This window comes from Vibrio sp. 2304, assembly GCF_033339475.1.
Classification (GTDB): Bacteria; Pseudomonadota; Gammaproteobacteria; order Enterobacterales; family Vibrionaceae; genus Vibrio; species Vibrio alginolyticus.
On the sequence record NZ_JAWOUQ010000004.1, the window covers coordinates 285,440 to 302,801 of the forward strand.

Here is a 17,362-nt window from a genome sequence, read left to right on the forward strand (position 1 = left end):
CATGAGTATTAATAAAACCCATTTGTGGTTGTTGTTGGCGTTTGCTCTTTTACTCCGTCTTATTTCACTTGCCGCTTACCCTTTGATGGACACCACAGAAGCCCGCTACGGCGAAATGGCGCGCTTAATGGTGGAAACCGGCAATTGGCTAACCCCACAGTTTGATTACGGCGTGCCTTTTTGGGGGAAGCCACCCCTGTTCACGTGGATGAGTGCTTATGGCATTGAGCTGTTTGGATTGAATGAATTTGCAGTGCGCGCACCTCATTGGTTGGCGGGGGTTGCGACAATTGTTTTTGTTGCTTTCATGGCGCATCGCGCAGGCTTTAATGCTGTCATCGCAGCGTTGGTACTGGCGACGTGTGGCATCTTTTCAATTGCGGCGGGTGCGGTGATGACAGACATGGCACTGACGTTGGCAATGACGATGGCGATGGTTGGTTTTTACTATTGCTGGCTTGGCAAAGACAAACACAGCCGATTGTGGGGTTACCTCGGTTTCTTTGGCTTGGCTTGCGGGCTGTTAGCGAAAGGTCCAGTGGCGATCGTGATCATGGGCATCGCAGTATTTCCTTGGCTCGTGATTCAGCATGGTTTCTTTGGTGCCTTCAAAGCCTTGTGGCAGCGTTTTCCAATTGTGTCGGGGTTGGCGCTCATGCTGGCGATTGCTCTACCTTGGTACATCATGGCTGAAATGGCGACGCCTGGATTTATTGATTACTTCATTGTTGGCGAGCACTTTAAGCGTTTTGTTGTCAGCGGTTGGGAAGGGGATCTGTATGGTTCTGCTCATGATCAACCACGTGGGATGATCTGGGTATTCTGGCTACAGTCGGCTGCGCCTTGGTCAATTGTATTGCCTATCTTGGCGTGGAAACGTCGTAAGGTACTCAAAGCCATTGAAACCGATCATCAAGGTTTGTTTAGCTTCCTGATGTGTTGGCTGATTTCTCCAATGATCTTGTTCACCATGGCTGGGAATATTTTGCCTGCTTACGTGCTACCGGGTGTGCCTGCGTTGGGTATCTTGATTGCAATGCTGGTGGATAAACACGATTTCAAATGGTTGACCGGAACGGCAGCGGTGTTGCCAGCCCTGCTTATGATTGCGATGTTGGTTTTGAATATGGGCAAAGCAGATAGCCGCAGCGACCGCATAATCTTCGCGCAAATTAATGACAACGCTCCGGTCTTTTATATTGGTAAGCGCCCGTTCTCAGGCCAGTTCTATAGTCATGGTCAGGCGAAAAAGCTTGAAGATAAGAATGACTTAAACAATCTGAAGAAATTCCACCTGATTGGTAAATCGCAGCAAGTGGATAGCGTGATTCATGAAAATGCGTTGAGTTGTACCAACGAGTTCACAGCAAAATCGAAACGCTCACTCTACACCTGTGTGGTTGGATAACGGAATGCGCAAATTACCAAAATTTGCTTCGCTGGAAAGGTTTGCTTCGTTAACAAGGTTTGCTCTAGTAGGTGGTGTCGGCTTTATGGTCGACACCCTTATCTTTTCTGTGTTGTTCCATTGCTTTGGTCTGGAGTTGATGCTGGCTCGTGGGATAGCTTTTTTGTTTGCAGCAACCACGACTTGGCTTGGCAATCGCTGGCTGACTTTCTCTCAAGCAGAAAAAACCAACCCTTTCGCTCAATGGCAAAAGTTTATGGTGAGTGCTTGTATCAGTGCTTTGCCGAACTTTATTGTGTTCAAAGGCGTAGCGCTCGCGCTTGGAACGCAAGGGCTGATGGTCTATTTGGCTTTGATCTTAGGCATATTGGCAGGCATGGTGAGTAACTATTTACTCAGTGTAAAATGGGTGTTTAGTTGAGGATAGAAAGGTTCGGGCTTACTATCCTATCCTCGAGTTAAAAATTCGTTATTTGAACCAATTTTTCTTTTTGTACATCAGAGTAAACCTAAAGCTTTTCATGGGGGATGTAAAAAGGTAAATAAGCCAAGGTTTATACCTTGGCTGCCGTTAGTTCAGATTTTGATTGTTCGATTTCAGACTCGGTTTGCCACTTACCGTTGTAAAGGTATTCACGCTCAGGAAGCGGGGCATTTGACGCTCTTAAATCAAATACCTCATCGGCTTTATATTCTCTATTACAAACAGGAATGTTAAACAGTCTAGCTTCTGGCTTCGATTCAAACAGCTTTTTGTGGTCATCTACCTCTGTACAATCCAGCTTATATTCCGTAGCTAACTGATTTACCATCGATTCTAAGTCCGTTTCAGTTTTGAAAAATACGTAGCAATCAGATCTACTATGTGAACGGACAATAGTGTTGTGTTCCATATCGATATATTCACACTTATCCTGCTTAAAGTAGAACTGGATCACTTTGCGCTTTTTGTTGTAGTCGGCAAACAACCAATCTTCACGCTCTCCAATTCTCACTTCTGTTGGTTCATCGGGCTTGCGTTTTAACATACCAAATGAGAATAAAATAAGAGCGCCCGCTCCAGCTAACGCCATCGGGCCAACTACCGCTACCATCAAAACGCAAACTACCGCACCGATCCAGCCAACGGCTTGTGTGGCGGTATTCGCCCACTTAGGCATGTTGCGACGCTTCTTCATCACAAAGCCTTTGTCAGAAAAGATATAGTCATAGCGATAGTCGAGGCCAATCGTAAGATAAAAGATCCCGGCCATCATTACTGACAAGATAAGGCCAAAAAAGGTCACGACAAGCGTATCACTTGAGTGTGTCAAAAATACAATTACAAATAAGAAGCTCATAAATGGCAAAGCCGTTAACTTGTAATGGTAGCGAAATGGCTCTTCTACATCATACTTATGCCATGTTGTTAAATTGTCCCCTTTGAGAATCTCTTGCTCTTGTGCTTCTTGATAAACCGCCAATTCTTCTGGGGTGATATAAAACGGTGAATATGCCAAGGGTTACTCCTGAAAACCTAGTGTGCCAACAGCGGGGGTGAGTGTTTTTTTAATTATGTCTTGTTTGATATTGTCTGAAATAATGCCATAAGTTGCACTCTGTTTTATGCCGTTTTGGAACCAATACTCACGCTTAGCAGGGGCATCATCTTCCACATCGTAAGCTACTTGCATTGCAAGGTAATGATCTGCTTCTTCAATTGGCAAGGTTACTTTGTACACCAGTGATTCTTTGCTCGCTTGATCTTGAGTTTGTAGCGTGACTAAATCTGCGTTTTGATGCCACGAGCCTGACATCAAATCATCTTCTGTTGCCTTGCTGTTAGTTCTCAACGTAATACCATTCGTTGCAGCACGCCTTGGCAGTTGAATATGCACTTCCAAACCGATTAACTCACGATGTGTGTAACCTGGGTAAGCTTGTACTTTTTCAATAGGTTGATGGTATACCGTAGGCTGTTGAATAATAGATTGTAAGTCAAACAGCGCTTGCTGAACCAATGCTGAATTATGCTTCTCTCTTTCGGGTAAGCTCGAAGATTGGCTCCACTGAGTGCGAGTCGGGTGATAACCCCAAGGCAGTTTATCTAACCATTTTTGGAAATCATCTTGTTTCAGTTTATTCAACTTATAATTGATGGCTAGGTATGCAATCGTGAGAATAACCAGGCCGGCCGTTATAGGCCCGCCAAAGGATAAGTTTAATGCAAATTGTCCAGTTAACCCTCCGTATACTTGGAATATACCGACAGCTGACATTGCTGTTAATACTAGGGAATTTGCTACATGCAGATATTTTTCTTGACCATAAACTTTGTCAGCACTCTGCCAAGAACGGTAAGCCTCAATACCCGAAGCTAACGCACCTAAAGCCCCTGTGATTGCTAGCCATTTATTGAATACCTTTAGGTCATCAAGGTTTAAGTTTTTAAAGGTATCTTCGTTTCTATTCACTAACTTTTTTAAGACATTATATGAATGTGACCTTAACCTAGGTTCACCCTTCACTTTCTCCCATAACTTACCTGTACGAACACCTGTCCAAGCGTTGACTGTGTAAAATAACTTTTGCTGGATATCCAAAAATTCATCTGAGGACATTAACCCAGAGTCTTGGATACTACTCATGGCATCACCAAGCGCGATGCAGTTAAATACTAATGCCATAAAGCCTAGACCACCGGCATTCTCGAACAGTTTATTCAAATCATTGAGCTTATTCATCACGATCCGCGTTCTAAGCTCGATGGTTCTTTGAGGTAGATCATCAGGTAACTCAATGTACTGTGGGTACTCCAATGTAGCTACAGCGAGTGCCTTCTTAATTCTCTTTTTATTTTTTAAAGCTGTTGTGTATTTAGAGTCGGCTTTGCGGTTGTTTTTCTGGAAGTCAGCAATGACCGCATCGTTTTTCTTGAGCTCACTTGGGTAATCATTTACGCGTGTCTTCCATTTTTTAAAATCGCGAGCGTAGCTTTCATTTACAGTAACTGGCATATTGTGTGCCATATGTTCTGCAATAACGGCAAATAAATAATAGCTATGACGGTTCAGAGGTTTAGCGAAAACAGGCATCAGCGAAATTGATACTTGTGAGGTCATGCTAACACCAAACTCTACAACGCCTTTTGCAAGCGCACCTATTGCAGATTTAAAAATAATATCCAGCTCTTGGAAACCTTTGGCGATATCTTTGAGAAAGGCTGTTTCCGCAGTGTTTGGGTTGGAAACAAAGTCCATGATCTTAGAGTACATATTCACGCGGTTGCTGGTATCAGATATCTGGTCCATCAACTGATTATCAGGATCAGGGTTTTCTGAGACGATCGACTGTTCATCAAGCGCCTCTGTAATATTCTTCTCCATCACTTTAAATAAACTACGACTAAACCCAGAGGCATAGAGAGCAAGTAAACTGGTTGGTTTCTCCCATTGGCTTTCAGCCCATTGGCGGTCTTCTTCTTGTATCACCAAAGTAAATGACTCAACCGCTTGCTTGTGCAGTTGATACAAGCTGTACTGCGTGTCTTCGCTGTATAGGTCGAAGGTTCTTTCGAGATGATGCGGCGTTAAGGACTCCATTACTGCGATAAAGTCGCGTTTGACCGAAACCACTTGGGTTAGCATGTTTTCTTTTTGTTCTGACAGCTCTTGCATCTCGCTCAGCATTTGCTTCCAGTTGAGCTGCTGACGCCAGCGTTCAGTCGCTATCCATTGTTCGTATTTACCAAAACGGCTCGCAGAAATTCGATATTTGTCCTGTATCGCTTTAGCAATGTCACTTTGGGTATGTTGGTGTGATTCAATCGCTCCAGCGGAAAATTTAGCAGGATAGCCGGACTGAACTGAGCTTTTGTTCTGCTCTGCCAAATCAAGTTGGTGAGAGGAGTCATAATAGTCAGCCATGTCGGTATAAAACGACAGCTCTTCGCCGTTACGCTTAACGCTAGCTGGCATGTCTATCTCGTCACTTGCACCAAACATACACAGTTGCATGGCGGTCTGCATCAAGTTCCACTGGTTTGAAAACTGGTCAGTGAAAAGGCGGTAAGGGCTTGCGGCACCAACAAAATGCAGTGACATATCTTGAATGTCTGCGGCGTAATCTTTTATCGCGACGAAGTAGCCTGATTCTTCTTCTGGAATCGCAGAGGTTAAATCGCTTTCGACTGCGACAGGTTTAAAAACAGAACCATCTTCATCTGCTTTGGTGGCGATGCCAGAATCCGCAAAGCGACCATCATCGACGGCAGAAGATTCAATATCAGCGACTTGGGTTAACTTATCTATTGGTGCAATGTTGTGCTGATTCTCGTTTGAGGACAGAACAATGGTTTGCATGCGATCGATATGATTACTCGGATTGTTAAGTACGCGCATGAACGTGTGCCATGTCCAGCGGTGCTCAGAGAAGCAAATCGATAGTACGCTTCCGTTGACGTAAGTAAGGAAGGGCTTTGCATCTTGTGGTGTCCCACGCTGTTCTGATTTTGGGCTTTCCGATTCTCCCAACTTATAGAGCGTGAATTGCGTTCCTTTGATTTTGTATTCGTCTAAGCTTTTGTTGATTGCATCATAGACATACAGCCAACCGTCGCGCAGTTGACGCAGGGTGTAACCAACGGTATTGAGTTTGGCTGGGCCTTGGCCTTTCCATTCTTCAGGCAAACCAAAAGGTTGTGTCTCTTCTGTTTCTAGCTGATCGATGGCATAGCGGACTGGGATAAAGTGCGCAGGTGATGCTTCCGTTGCTTCCTTCTCAGTTTTTAAATTGAGAGGCTCTGGTTCAGACGGCGGTGGCGGATCGATTTTTTTTGTTTCTCCCTCCCAAAACATACTGCGCTCTGGGGGTGAGCCAGCAAGATCATCGGATTCCGTGGTTGGAACGATATTCAGCGATTTCAGTGTACCATCGCTTTCAAATGCCTGAACGGCCTCCTCATAGGTATAGCTGTTGTCATACCAGAACATAGAAGTTTTTGGGGGAAGTGGATTATTCATCGTTAGCCCATGTTTAAGAGTTTTATTCTATTACGCAAATATCGCACCAAAATAAAGCAATTAAAAATCAATGAGTTAGATTTTTATGGTTTTTCTTCAATCAAATAATTGTTTGTTTTTCCAATAAGTTGGTTGGTGTTTACCATTTTTTGTATTGATTGAATCAAAGTTTGAGTTGTGAGTGATGCCTCAATGAGCCGACAAAACAAAAGGGCTCCAGAGTTTACTCTGGAGCCCTTTCTAGTATTTAAGCTCTAAATAATTAGTGACGCTTTGGTTTACGTTGACCAGCTGGTTTGCCTTGTCCTTGCGGGCGACCTTGGCCTTGCGGCTTGCTACCTGCCGGGCGGTTTGCACCGTTGCCGCTAGGACGTTGGCCGTTGCTTGCAGGGCGTTGACCACCTGTAGCTTTGCCAGAACCGTTACGGTTACCAGATGGTTTACCATCTTTTGAACCGCCTTCAGAGCGTTTGTTCAAATGACCACCGAAGCCTGGTTGGTTTTTGGTATGTTTGGTTGCAAAGCGGTTTGCCCCGTGACGACCAGATTTACGACGTTGCGCAGGTGTTTGTGCTTCAATGTCTTCTGCAGGAACGAGACAGCCTTGTTTGTCACCAATCAAATGTTTTTTACCCATACTGACTAGGGCTTCACGGATCATTGGCCAGTTTGCTGGATCGTGATAACGCAACAGCGCTTTATGCAGGCGACGTTGACGTTCACCTTTTGCTACAGGTACATCTTCACGTTTTTTGTACTTCACGCGTTTCAGAGGGTTTGTCTCTGAGTAGTACATCGACGTTGCGTTACACATTGGCGAAGGGTAGAAGTTCTGTACTTGGTCACATTCGAAGTTGTTCTTTTTCAGCCACAGAGCAAGGTTCAGCATGTCTTCGTCTTCTGTGCCTGGGTGCGCAGAGATAAAATAAGGGATTAAGTACTGCTTCTTGCCTGCTTCTGCACTGTATTTCTCGAACATCTCTTTAAAGCGATCGTACGTACCCATGCCTGGCTTCATCATTAGATCAAGAGGACCTTTCTCTGTATGTTCCGGTGCAATCTTCAAGTAACCGCCCACGTGGTGAGTCACGAGCTCTTTCACGTATTCTGGTGATTCAATCGCAAGGTCGTAACGTACGCCAGATGCAACCATCACTTTCTTCACGCCTTCAACTTTACGCGCTTCGCGGTATAAATCGATCGTGTGTTTGTGGTCTGTGTTTAGCTTGTTACAGATGCCCGGGAATACACAAGAAGGACGACGACAGTTCGCTTCCGCTTTTGGATCTTTACAGCCCAGGCGGTACATGTTTGCAGTCGGGCCACCAAGATCGGAAATTGTGCCGGTAAAGCCTGGAACTTTGTCGCGAATTTCTTCAATCTCGTTGATGATAGACTCTTTCGAACGGTTTTGAATGATTCGACCTTCATGCTCGGTAATCGAACAGAAAGAACAGCCACCAAAGCAACCACGCATGATGTTTACAGACGTCTTGATCATGTCGTACGCAGGAATTTTTGCTTTCCCGTACATAGGGTGAGGGACACGCGCGTAAGGCAGGCCAAACACAAAGTCCATCTCTTCGGTCGTCAATGGAATTGGAGCTTGGTTTACCCAAAGTTCACGATCACCATGGCTTTGAAGTAACGCTCGACCAGAGTACGGGTTCGTTTCTAAATGCAGTACACGGCTTGCATGCGCATAAAGAATGCGATCGTTTCTTAGCTTTTCAAACGAAGGTAAACGGACCGCAGTCGTCGCAGCATCGTGGCGTGATGGGCGAATTGTGATTGGTTGTGCAACTGGCTCGTCTTTTTTAGTTTCACACTGAGTTTCTACTTCGTATGGGTTCTTTGGTACGAACGCTTCTTTACGAGGTTTTTCAATGCGAGAAGAATCAATAACCGTGTAGCCTTCTGGCGCCGCTGGCAAGTTCACGGCAGTACCACGAATATTGGTCATGGTGCTGATGTCTTCGCCGTTTGCGATGCGATGTGCTACTTCGACAAGTGCGCGCTCTGCGTTACCAAAAAGTAGGATGTCTGCTTTTGCATCAAACAGTACAGAACGGCGAACTTTATCTGACCAGTAATCGTAGTGTGCCACACGGCGTAGGCTAGCTTCGATACCACCTAAAACAATAGGTACTTCTTTGTATGCCTCACGACAACGTTGAGAGTAAACCAACGTTGCTCGGTCTGGGCGTTTACCACCTTCGTTATTCGGTGTGTACGCGTCATCGTGACGAAGCTTTTTATCCGCGGTGTAACGGTTGATCATGGAGTCCATGTTACCCGCAGTGATCCCGAAGAACAGATTTGGCTTACCAAGTTGCATGAACGCATCTTTATTTTGCCATTCTGGTTGAGCAATGATACCGACACGGAAACCTTGTGCTTCTAGCAGGCGGCCAATGATAGCCATACCAAAGCTTGGGTGATCCACATAAGCGTCACCGGTTACAATGATAATGTCACAGCTATCCCATCCTAGGGCATCCATTTCTTTGCGACTGGTCGGCAAGAAAGGTGCCGTACCAAAACACTCTGCCCAGTATTTTTTGTACTCATGAATAGGAGTGATGTTATTGGTCATATTTTGCTCTCTGTTCCAGGGAGCGCGAATTATAGCGATTTGATTATCAGGTATCTATAACAAACTCATCTATTCAAGCTTAGTTCATCGAGTTTTATTTGGTTTGTAAAAATATCAATGCTCTATCGGCGATTTTCTGTCTAATTTCACCTTGAAAGCCTCATGGTTATAGATCGGTTCATGAAAAATGTCGCAATCTTAATACAAAGCATAAGCAATGGTGTGCTTATATGGGGTAAAGCCTATAATCAAATTAGTGCATATTAAATGCAAAAGGCTGAGCTGCTCTGGAAATAGTTCTAAGTCGATAGGCTTATCGTTGACACAATCCATCTATAAAGAGGATCGGCAGGTCCCAACTGGAATGTCGCGAATTGACTGTGAATTTTGAGCCTTGGGCTAATTACAAAAAAAGGGGCTAGGGTATGAGTGAATCTACGACAACAGTGCATCCAAAAATGCAAACGACTTCCAGTCTAACTCCTGTTATAGAGTGGTCTTACGATATTGATACTCGCGAGTTCGAATGTGATCAGCAAGGAATGGCAAAGGCATTTGGGATAAGTACGCCAGTAACCAGCCTAAATAACTTGTTTGATCATATGCTGATGGGGCAACAAGAAACGCTAAAACAACGAATTCTAGAAGTGGAACTCTTTGGCGGACGGGGGCGGTTTTCTTGTTGCATGATGCTAAAAAACGTTAACTTAGTGCACGTTACTATTAGTTTTGAAAGGCTCAATAAGCGCATTATCCAAGGCACTATCATTCCACAATTAACAATCACTGGTTGCGAGGAGTTAGCGAAAATTCTCGAAACGATTTTTGATTTGCCAAATGTAGGCGTTTTAGTTGCCGATGAAGATACGCGCATCTTAGGTTGTAACCGTGCCTTTGAGTTACAAATGGGCTATCAAAACCGAGATCTGGTTGGGCTTAAAACTCATATATTCAGTACCTCTCACCATAGCCAAGCGTTTTATGATCAGCTGTGGCAGCAAATTAATGATGAAGGATGTTGGTGTGGTAACTTGCTGAGCAAAACAGCAAACGGTAGCAACCAAGCTCATCATCTTTGTATTTACCGACTTACGTTTCACTCTGGACGAATTCTTTATCTCGGATTTTCTACGGATATTTCTGCTTCGTTGTTGTGGATGAAAAATCGTTGTGAACAACAGCATGATTGGGCTGCCTTTTTACCGACGAGGAAAGAATTTGAACTCCAATTAGCTACCTTAGCGAATGAAAGCAGAAATAAAGAACTCAACATTGTTATGACACTAAGACCCAAGTTTTCGGAGAGATACTTGCTTGAACAGCAATTAGGTTTTGCAGATTTTATTATGCGAAGTCGCTACACCAGTATTGCGGGGCAGTTATCTCGGGATGTGTTTGTCGTATGCTTGCAGACCCCTCATTGTCAATGGTTGAGCCCGGTTCGTTTGATCCAAATTGCCATGAAAGGATTCTTTAATGAGCTTAGAAATGAAATGGGCACAAAAATGCATGCCACTATCGTTAAAGGCCAAACTGGTGTGTCAATCCTTGGTTATGATACGAACCGACCAAGACAAGCGCTAGCACATGCAGCGCAAGCGATGTTGTCCTCTATTTCCGGTGAAGGCAGCTATTTCAACTTTTACGACAGTGAACTTCACTCTGAATTAGTGAAGCGCCAACATCTCGAGGCGTTTTTGGAGGCGCAAATAGAGAGTGGGCTAGTGGACGTTTACTTTCAACCGATTATCGACGTTCAAACCGGAAGAGTGGTTAAGTTCGAGGCTCTCGCACGCTTCTATGATGAAAATGATGCGTATTGTACGCAAAAGATGATCGCTATTATTGAAGATCTAGAACTCATAGCGGCACTTGATGATGTGGTCTGCCAAGCTGCGTTGAAGCACTTTCCGCGCTTACAAGAAATTTATGGCGAGGAAGTGGGCGTGACCATCAATCGCTCCCTCAATACGAAATTGGATTCTCTTCAGATCCTTCAGCGGTCGCATGATTTGATTAAAGCCAGTGGTGTAGACCCTAAGCGAGTAACTATCGAGCTAACAGAAACCGCGTATTTTGAACAAGATGAGGAGCATACTCGAGCTCTAGAGGAAGTGCGGAAAGAGGGCATTGAGATCGCGATTGATGACTTCGGTACTGGGTATTCTTCTTTTTCTTATCTAGAAAAAGGGCAGTTTGATTTACTGAAAATAGACCGAAAATTCATCAAGAACATTCATAAAGGGAGCACCAGCTATAACATTGTGAAAATGGTCACCGAGCTTGCACAGCAAATGAATGTAAAAGTGGTTGCTGAAGGCGTGGAATCTAAGCAAGAACTTCAAGTATTGGCAGAAATCGGTGTCGATTACATGCAGGGCTTTCTATTTTCTGCTGCCGTGCCTGTCGATTTGATGGATAAAGCGGACAGTTATGAGCATCTGTTCTCTGACATCGCGGTTGAGTCTAAGCAAAGTGATGTGTTGCAATCTGTGAGCCATGAACAAGTCAGGTCTATGGACCCTGGAGAACCGCTCTCCTTGGCAGTGGAGTACATGAATTTGAATCCAAGCTCGCCTTTAGTTGTTCTCAATGAAAATCGTTGTGTTGGGTTAATTACGAAAGAGACGGTGAATTTACACCTAACGCCTTCGATGGGAACAGAGCGAGAAACTGAACGAGAAAGCCGAATTTGGAAACGTCCTGTTAATCAGATAATGAGCACCGAATTTGTGTTGGTTGATGAGGATTTACCTGTCTCTGTTATTCGAGAGTTGGTTAAAACCGGGATTCGTTTCCCTTGGGTACTGTGTAATACCAAAGAAGAGTACCGTGGAGTTTTAACGCAGGAAGACGCGTTGAAGTATCTTGCTTCTCTGTGAATAAAATTGTCTTACCGTTTTAGCTCATTTGGGGGCCGACTTTCGGTGGTTTGGCGATAGTTGATTTGATATTATCGCCCCCCAAAATGACTTTTGAGCGTGCATTCAACATGATTCAACAATTGCTGGTTACTTTCCCTCCGATGCTATTTGGCGCACAAGCGCTACTGACTTTGCTTCTAATCAAGGGCGATATTTGTCCTGGTCAGCGAGGACGTCTTCATAAAATGTTGCCTGCAGTAGCTGTATTGTGGCTCGCTGTTGCGTCACTTCGCATTGAAGCATTTATGATCGTGTTTGCTATTTTCTACTTCTATTCTCAGGTTCAAACCAAGAAAACGCGTGAAAAAGGGCCACTATGGGCGATGCATTTAGCGAATGGTTTGGCCTTTGCGTATGTGAGTATTCAAGTATTTGAGCAATCAAGCTGGCCAGCATCGATAGCGATGGCGCTAATGATATTTTTCCTTGGGGCGTCATTTTCTCAATTGCTGCTTACGATAGCTCGCAGCAGATTACAGGCATTTCACCGTATTTTACCAGTTACGGGCATTGTGTCTGGAATGCTATTAGTCATCGCAACGTTGTTTGCTTCTTACCAGTTAAATGAAGCCACACTAAACGCTGCGACACAGCCGATCTTGCTGTCTTTAGCTATGCTAATTTCTTCAATTATTGTGTGGTGTTGGCATATTTTTACGCATAAGAAACCAGAAAAGGTGCAACTGAGCGTTGCCTTGTTTCTAGCACTCGCGTCGATGACGAGCCTGCAAGGTTTATTCTCTCTCGCGGCTTAACCTCTATTCTAAAGACAAAGCTAGACAGCTTATATCCAAGTGCTTTCTTGGTGCTTGGGTATAAGGTGATCACGTTTTAGATCGCACTCACTTTAAATTCGCGTGATTACTACTACGCTTGTTTATATACCTTGTCGAAGAGGAGAGTCGCGATGGATTTAAGCAATGTAGGTAATCTGGACAGCACTATTTTGCTAGGTATCGTCAACGAAAAGCTACGTTTAGAGTGCGACAGTTTTGACGAGTTAGTATCAGTGTATGAGATGGATGTAGAGTCTGTAGTCGGCAAGCTTGATATGCTCGGTTATCAGTACGATCCATTGACTAACCAATTTAAAGCATATCAACGCTAAGCCTTTCATAACCCAAATCTTTTAAGCCACCTTGATTCCGTCAAGGTGGCTTTTACATTGTAGCCTCGCGGTTGCGAAAAAAGCTTGTAAGTAACGCTTTTCTTTCTCTGAGTGACGCGTTGCAGCAAACAAGCGACGCCATAAGCCTTGGCCGAAAGGTTTACTGGTAATAAGACCTTGGCGAGAAAATTCAGAAATCGCCCAATTGGGTAGTGCCGCCACCCCTAATCCAGCAGAGACCATCTGAACTAACATGAGAGTGTTGTCGGCTTGCTTCCATTTCGCAGGTTCTATTCCTGCTGGCTGAAGAAAGTGCTTTACGACGTCTAGCCTTTGTTTTTGAACCGGATAAGAGAGCATGGTTTGATCTGCGAGATCTTGCGGATCAATAATTTCTTTTTCCGCCAATGGGTGGTTGGTTGCGGTAATTAAACGCATTTCAAAGTCGAATAGAGGCTCGTAGTGGACTTCAGATCGAGGTTGGATATCGGAAGTAATAACGAGATCGAGTTCGCCTGCCAATAGAGCTGGGAGTGGTTCAAAGCCAAAACCAGAGGAAAAGTCCAATGTTACGCTAGGCCAAGCAAGTTGGTACTCCCTAAGTGCAGGCATTAGCCATTGGAAGCAAGAGTGACATTCAATGGCCATATGTAATCGGCCATTGACGTCCTCTTTCAAGCTCGCTAAATCATTTTCTGCTCTTGCGAGTTTCGGAAGGATATCTTCTGCAAGACGCAATAGGATTTCTCCCTCTGAAGTGAACTTCACCGGACGAGTCTTTCTCAGGAACAGTTGCCCTCCAATTCGCGCCTCCAAATCTTTGATCTGATGAGACAGTGCCGACTGAGTGAGATGTAAAGCGGTCGCTGTTGCCGTTAGAGAGCCAGTGTCTCGAAGCGAAGTGAGTGTCCGCAAATGTTTTAGCTCTATCATGAATTCCTTTCATCCTTTGTTGCTCGCTATGAACAGAATAGCAATCGTGTAAATAACTTAACGACAAAAAATGGATATGTAAACGTCTAGACGTCTATTTGTTGTTTTTATTTGCGAATCATGTCGCTTCATGATGAATTTTTTTAATAAACAAGTTGAATAAATGGACGTTGTTCTAATATCAGATGAGAGCGATAGTTTAGCCATCCAGACATCTTATTCTTTACCGAAAGATGCTCTGATCCAAACAAATTGAACAAAATTGAGAAAGGAATAGGGACATGGCGACAACGACTCACATATTAGGTTATCCACGCATCGGTGAAAAACGAGAATTAAAATTCGCTCAGGAAAAATACTGGCGCGGAGAAATTGATCAAGCAGAGCTTAAAAAGGTTGGAGCAGATCTGCGCGCTAAAAACTGGCAAACGCAAACAGATGCTGGCTTGAGTTTTGCCACCGCTGGCGACTTCGCTTGGTACGATCATGTACTGACGACCACGTTGCTATTGGGTCATGTGCCAAAGCGTCACGCTGATGGTTTCCCTAACCTGGATACGTTGTTCAAAGTGGGTCGCGGTCAATCTCAGGCGGGTTGCAGCTGTGCGGGCGCTGCGGCATCGGATATGACCAAATGGTTCAACACAAACTACCATTACATTGTCCCTGAATTCAGCAAGGACGATACGTTTGAAGTGAGCTGGCCGCAACTGTTTGAAGAAGTCAACGAAGCGCTTCAAGCTGGCCACCAAGTGAAGCCTGTTTTGCTTGGTCCAGTCAGTTACCTTTACTTGGGCAAAGAGGTCGAAGAAGGGTTTGACCGTTTAACCCTGCTACCACGCTTACTTACTGCTTACCAAGCTATTTTGGCAAAGCTAGCAAGTCAAGGTGTTGAGTGGGTTCAGATTGATGAGCCAATTTTGTCACTGGAGCTAGAAAGCAAATGGGCTGATTCGTTTAAGCTAGCCTACCAAGTGATTCGAAGCGATGTAAAAGTGCTGCTAACGACGTACTTTGACTCCGTAAGCGATACGCTAGGCAAAATTGTAGAGCTTCCGGTAGATGGTTTGCATATCGATTTATCTACCGTCCCTAAGCAGCTTGACGATGTGGTTGCCAAGTTACCGGAGGGGTGGGTGCTTTCTGCCGGCGTTGTGAATGGTCGTAACGTGTGGCGTTCAGATTTAAGTGCCCAACTCGAGCGTCTACAGCCAGTCAAAGAGAAACTGGGCGACAAACTTTGGGTTGCCAGTTCATGTTCTCTGCTACATAGCCCTGTTGATTTAGCACTGGAAACAGAACTGAGCGAAGAAGTAAAAAGTTGGTTTGCCTTTGCAAAACAAAAAGTGGCAGAAGTCGCCTTGCTTGGCCGAGCGCTCGATGGTGACCAAAATGCGATTCTCGCTTGTGATACCTATAGCCAGCCAATCAAAGCGCGCAAGACAGCAACACATGTGAATAAACCTCAAGTACAAGCGCGTTTAAACAACATTACCGCGTCACTTGCCGAGCGCAGCGCACCTTATGCAGAGCGTGCTGCGCATCAAGCTGAAGTATTGGGCTTGCCTTTGTTGCCAACAACGACAATCGGCTCTTTTCCTCAAACGGGTGAAATCCGGGTGCAGCGCAGCGCTTATCGTGCAGGTCAATTATCTGAGTCTGAATATATCCAAGCACTTAAAGGACATATTGCTGACGCAGTAAAACGTCAAGAGGCGCTCGACCTAGATGTGCTTGTTCACGGCGAAGCAGAGCGTAACGACATGGTGGAATACTTCGCTGAGAACTTGGCGGGTTTTCAAACGACCAAATTTGGTTGGGTACAGAGTTATGGCTCTCGCTGTGTGAAACCTGCCATTGTAGTTGCTGACATTGAACGTGAAAAACCGATCACGGTTGAATGGTCGACGTACGCCCAGTCGCTAACCCGCAAACAGATGAAAGGCATGTTGACTGGACCAGTAACGATTTTATGTTGGACGTTCCCACGTGAAGACATCACACGTCAAGAAATTGCGCAGCAACTTGCTTTGGCACTGCGTGATGAGGTGTCTGACCTGCAAGATGCAGGCATCAATATCATTCAAATTGATGAGCCAGCCATTCGAGAAGGTTTACCACTAAAAAAACGCGATCACAAAGCGTACTTAGAATGGGCCGTAAATGCCTTTAAGGTCTCTGCGGCAAGTGCAAAACCAGAAACTCAGATTCACACTCATATGTGTTACAGCGAGTTCAATGAAATCATTGATTCGGTTGCGGCACTCGATGCGGACGTCATTACCATTGAAACATCTCGCTCAAATATGGAACTGCTGAAAGCATTTGAAGAGTTCAATTACCCGAACGAAATTGGCCCTGGTGTTTATGACATTCACTCACCAAACATTCCTACGGAAGAATGGATTGAAGGTTTAATCAAGAAAGCGGCAGAAAAAATTCCGGCTCAACGTTTGTGGGTAAATCCTGATTGTGGGCTGAAAACACGAAACTGGAAGGAGACAGAAGCCGCATTGGCAAATCTGGTTTCAGCGGCGAAGAAGCTCCGTGCTGAGCTGGCGTAACACATCGTTGCAGCAAATAAAAACGGAGACTGTGATCTCCGTTTTTCTATTCTTAACTGTTAACTTTCGTTTTCAGATTATCCAATAATAGCGAATCATCGTCTCATGCCGAAAGCAACAAAAATTACTGTAGCTACTTCACCTGAGTACAAGTCTGTGCGGAAACCAACTCATCTGCCATCAACTGACCGCGAGAATTACGTACTTTAATACGATACATCAAGCCCATATCAATTTGCTTGCGAACTTCTGGGTTGCTGCAGTAGGTATAGATACTGGTATTCAGTACTTGATTTAACGGCTTTGCACCGAGTGCGCCATCGTTATAAATCATCATCATCTCTACAACATTTTTGTTGGATGAGACACGCATTATTTGCAGTGGACCGTACTCTAAAGGGAGGCCCGCTGACAAGACTCCTGCTCGGTTTGATGCCATAAGCTCAAGTTGGCGCTGATTATCATCGGTTGATGAACAGCCAGCCAGAGCACCAAATACCAAGAAAAGACACAGTAATTTTTTCATAAATTAAAACACTTTTTTGAACGGTTTCACGATTACATTATCGTAAACACCAGCCGCTACGTAAGGATCGGCTTCTGCCCACGCTTTAGCATCCTCTAGAGAGGCGAATTCAGCGATGACAGTTGAGCCCGTAAATCCAGCTTCACCAGGATTGTCAGAATCTATCGCAGGCATCGGACCAGCTGTAAGAAGGCGACCTTCGTCTTGTAGCTTTTGTAAGCGATCCAAGTGTTGTGGGCGAACGCTCATGCGTTTTTCCAACGAGTTCTCAACGTCCTGTGAAAAGATGACATACCACATAGC

12 protein-coding genes are annotated in these 17,362 nt (G+C 44.7%); 6 read left to right on the plus strand and 6 right to left on the minus strand.

Translation table 11 applies throughout. The features are described from left to right. Position 1 precedes the first annotated feature (1 nt). Positions 2-1,408 carry a glycosyltransferase family 39 protein gene (locus tag R7P64_RS10735; RefSeq protein ID WP_318123496.1) on the plus strand — a complete coding sequence of 469 codons (1,407 nt, stop codon included), beginning with the start codon at positions 2-4 and terminating at the stop codon, positions 1,406-1,408. Positions 1,409-1,412: 4 nt separating this feature from the next. Beyond that, entirely contained in the window at positions 1,413-1,829 is a 417-nt protein-coding gene (locus R7P64_RS10740; protein ID WP_318123499.1) for a GtrA family protein, read from the plus strand. A 133-nt stretch (positions 1,830-1,962) separates the two neighbouring features. Here the strand turns inward: R7P64_RS10740 and R7P64_RS10745 are convergent, their stop codons facing one another. The 3 genes from R7P64_RS10745 to R7P64_RS10755 form a co-directional block, all read right to left on the minus strand. Beyond that, positions 1,963-2,907: a hypothetical protein gene (locus R7P64_RS10745; RefSeq protein ID WP_054574767.1), complete on the minus strand. Its 945-nt coding sequence runs from the start codon at positions 2,905-2,907 to the stop codon at positions 1,963-1,965. Positions 2,908-2,910: 3 nt separating this feature from the next. Further along, positions 2,911-6,408, minus strand: coding sequence for a T6SS effector BTH_I2691 family protein (locus R7P64_RS10750; protein WP_318123501.1), 3,498 nt, complete (start codon positions 6,406-6,408; stop codon positions 2,911-2,913). Between the two features lie 262 nt (positions 6,409-6,670). Next, on the minus strand, positions 6,671-9,004 hold the full coding sequence (locus R7P64_RS10755) for a YgiQ family radical SAM protein (RefSeq protein WP_262644383.1): 2,334 nt from the start codon (positions 9,002-9,004) through the stop codon (positions 6,671-6,673). A 425-nt stretch (positions 9,005-9,429) separates the two neighbouring features. On the opposite strand from R7P64_RS10755, the gene R7P64_RS10760 reads away from it, so the two are divergent. The 3 genes from R7P64_RS10760 (at position 9,430) to R7P64_RS10770 (ending at position 13,036) form a co-directional block, all read left to right on the plus strand. Beyond that, positions 9,430-11,886 carry an EAL domain-containing protein gene (locus R7P64_RS10760; RefSeq protein WP_206225590.1) on the plus strand — a complete coding sequence of 819 codons (2,457 nt, stop codon included), beginning with the start codon at positions 9,430-9,432 and terminating at the stop codon, positions 11,884-11,886. A gap of 86 nt (positions 11,887-11,972) precedes the next feature. Next, the gene (locus R7P64_RS10765) at positions 11,973-12,683 is read left to right on the plus strand and encodes a hypothetical protein (RefSeq protein WP_005376761.1); all 711 of its coding nucleotides are present in this window, start codon (positions 11,973-11,975) and stop codon (positions 12,681-12,683) included. Positions 12,684-12,835: 152 nt separating this feature from the next. Next, positions 12,836-13,036: a DUF4250 domain-containing protein gene (locus R7P64_RS10770; protein ID WP_005376762.1), complete on the plus strand. Its 201-nt coding sequence runs from the start codon at positions 12,836-12,838 to the stop codon at positions 13,034-13,036. Positions 13,037-13,057: 21 nt separating this feature from the next. On the opposite strand, the gene metR is transcribed toward R7P64_RS10770, so the two are convergent. Further along, complete coding sequence (gene metR, locus R7P64_RS10775; protein ID WP_005376763.1) at positions 13,058-13,969, minus strand: HTH-type transcriptional regulator MetR; 912 nt, start codon at positions 13,967-13,969, stop codon at positions 13,058-13,060. Positions 13,970-14,250: 281 nt separating this feature from the next. Between metR and metE the strand changes: the two genes are divergently transcribed. Next, entirely contained in the window at positions 14,251-16,533 is a 2,283-nt protein-coding gene (metE, locus tag R7P64_RS10780; protein WP_318123504.1) for a 5-methyltetrahydropteroyltriglutamate--homocysteine S-methyltransferase, read from the plus strand. Between the two features lie 133 nt (positions 16,534-16,666). Here the strand turns inward: metE and R7P64_RS10785 are convergent, their stop codons facing one another. Then, positions 16,667-17,059 (minus strand): GspS/AspS pilotin family protein, encoded by a 393-nt coding sequence (locus R7P64_RS10785; RefSeq protein WP_005386726.1) that lies wholly within the window; start codon positions 17,057-17,059, stop codon positions 16,667-16,669. A 3-nt stretch (positions 17,060-17,062) separates the two neighbouring features. Further along, a complete protein-coding gene (locus R7P64_RS10790; protein ID WP_005376766.1) occupies positions 17,063-17,359 on the minus strand; it encodes a YciI family protein in 297 nt (98 codons plus the stop codon). Positions 17,360-17,362: the final 3 nt, after the last annotated feature.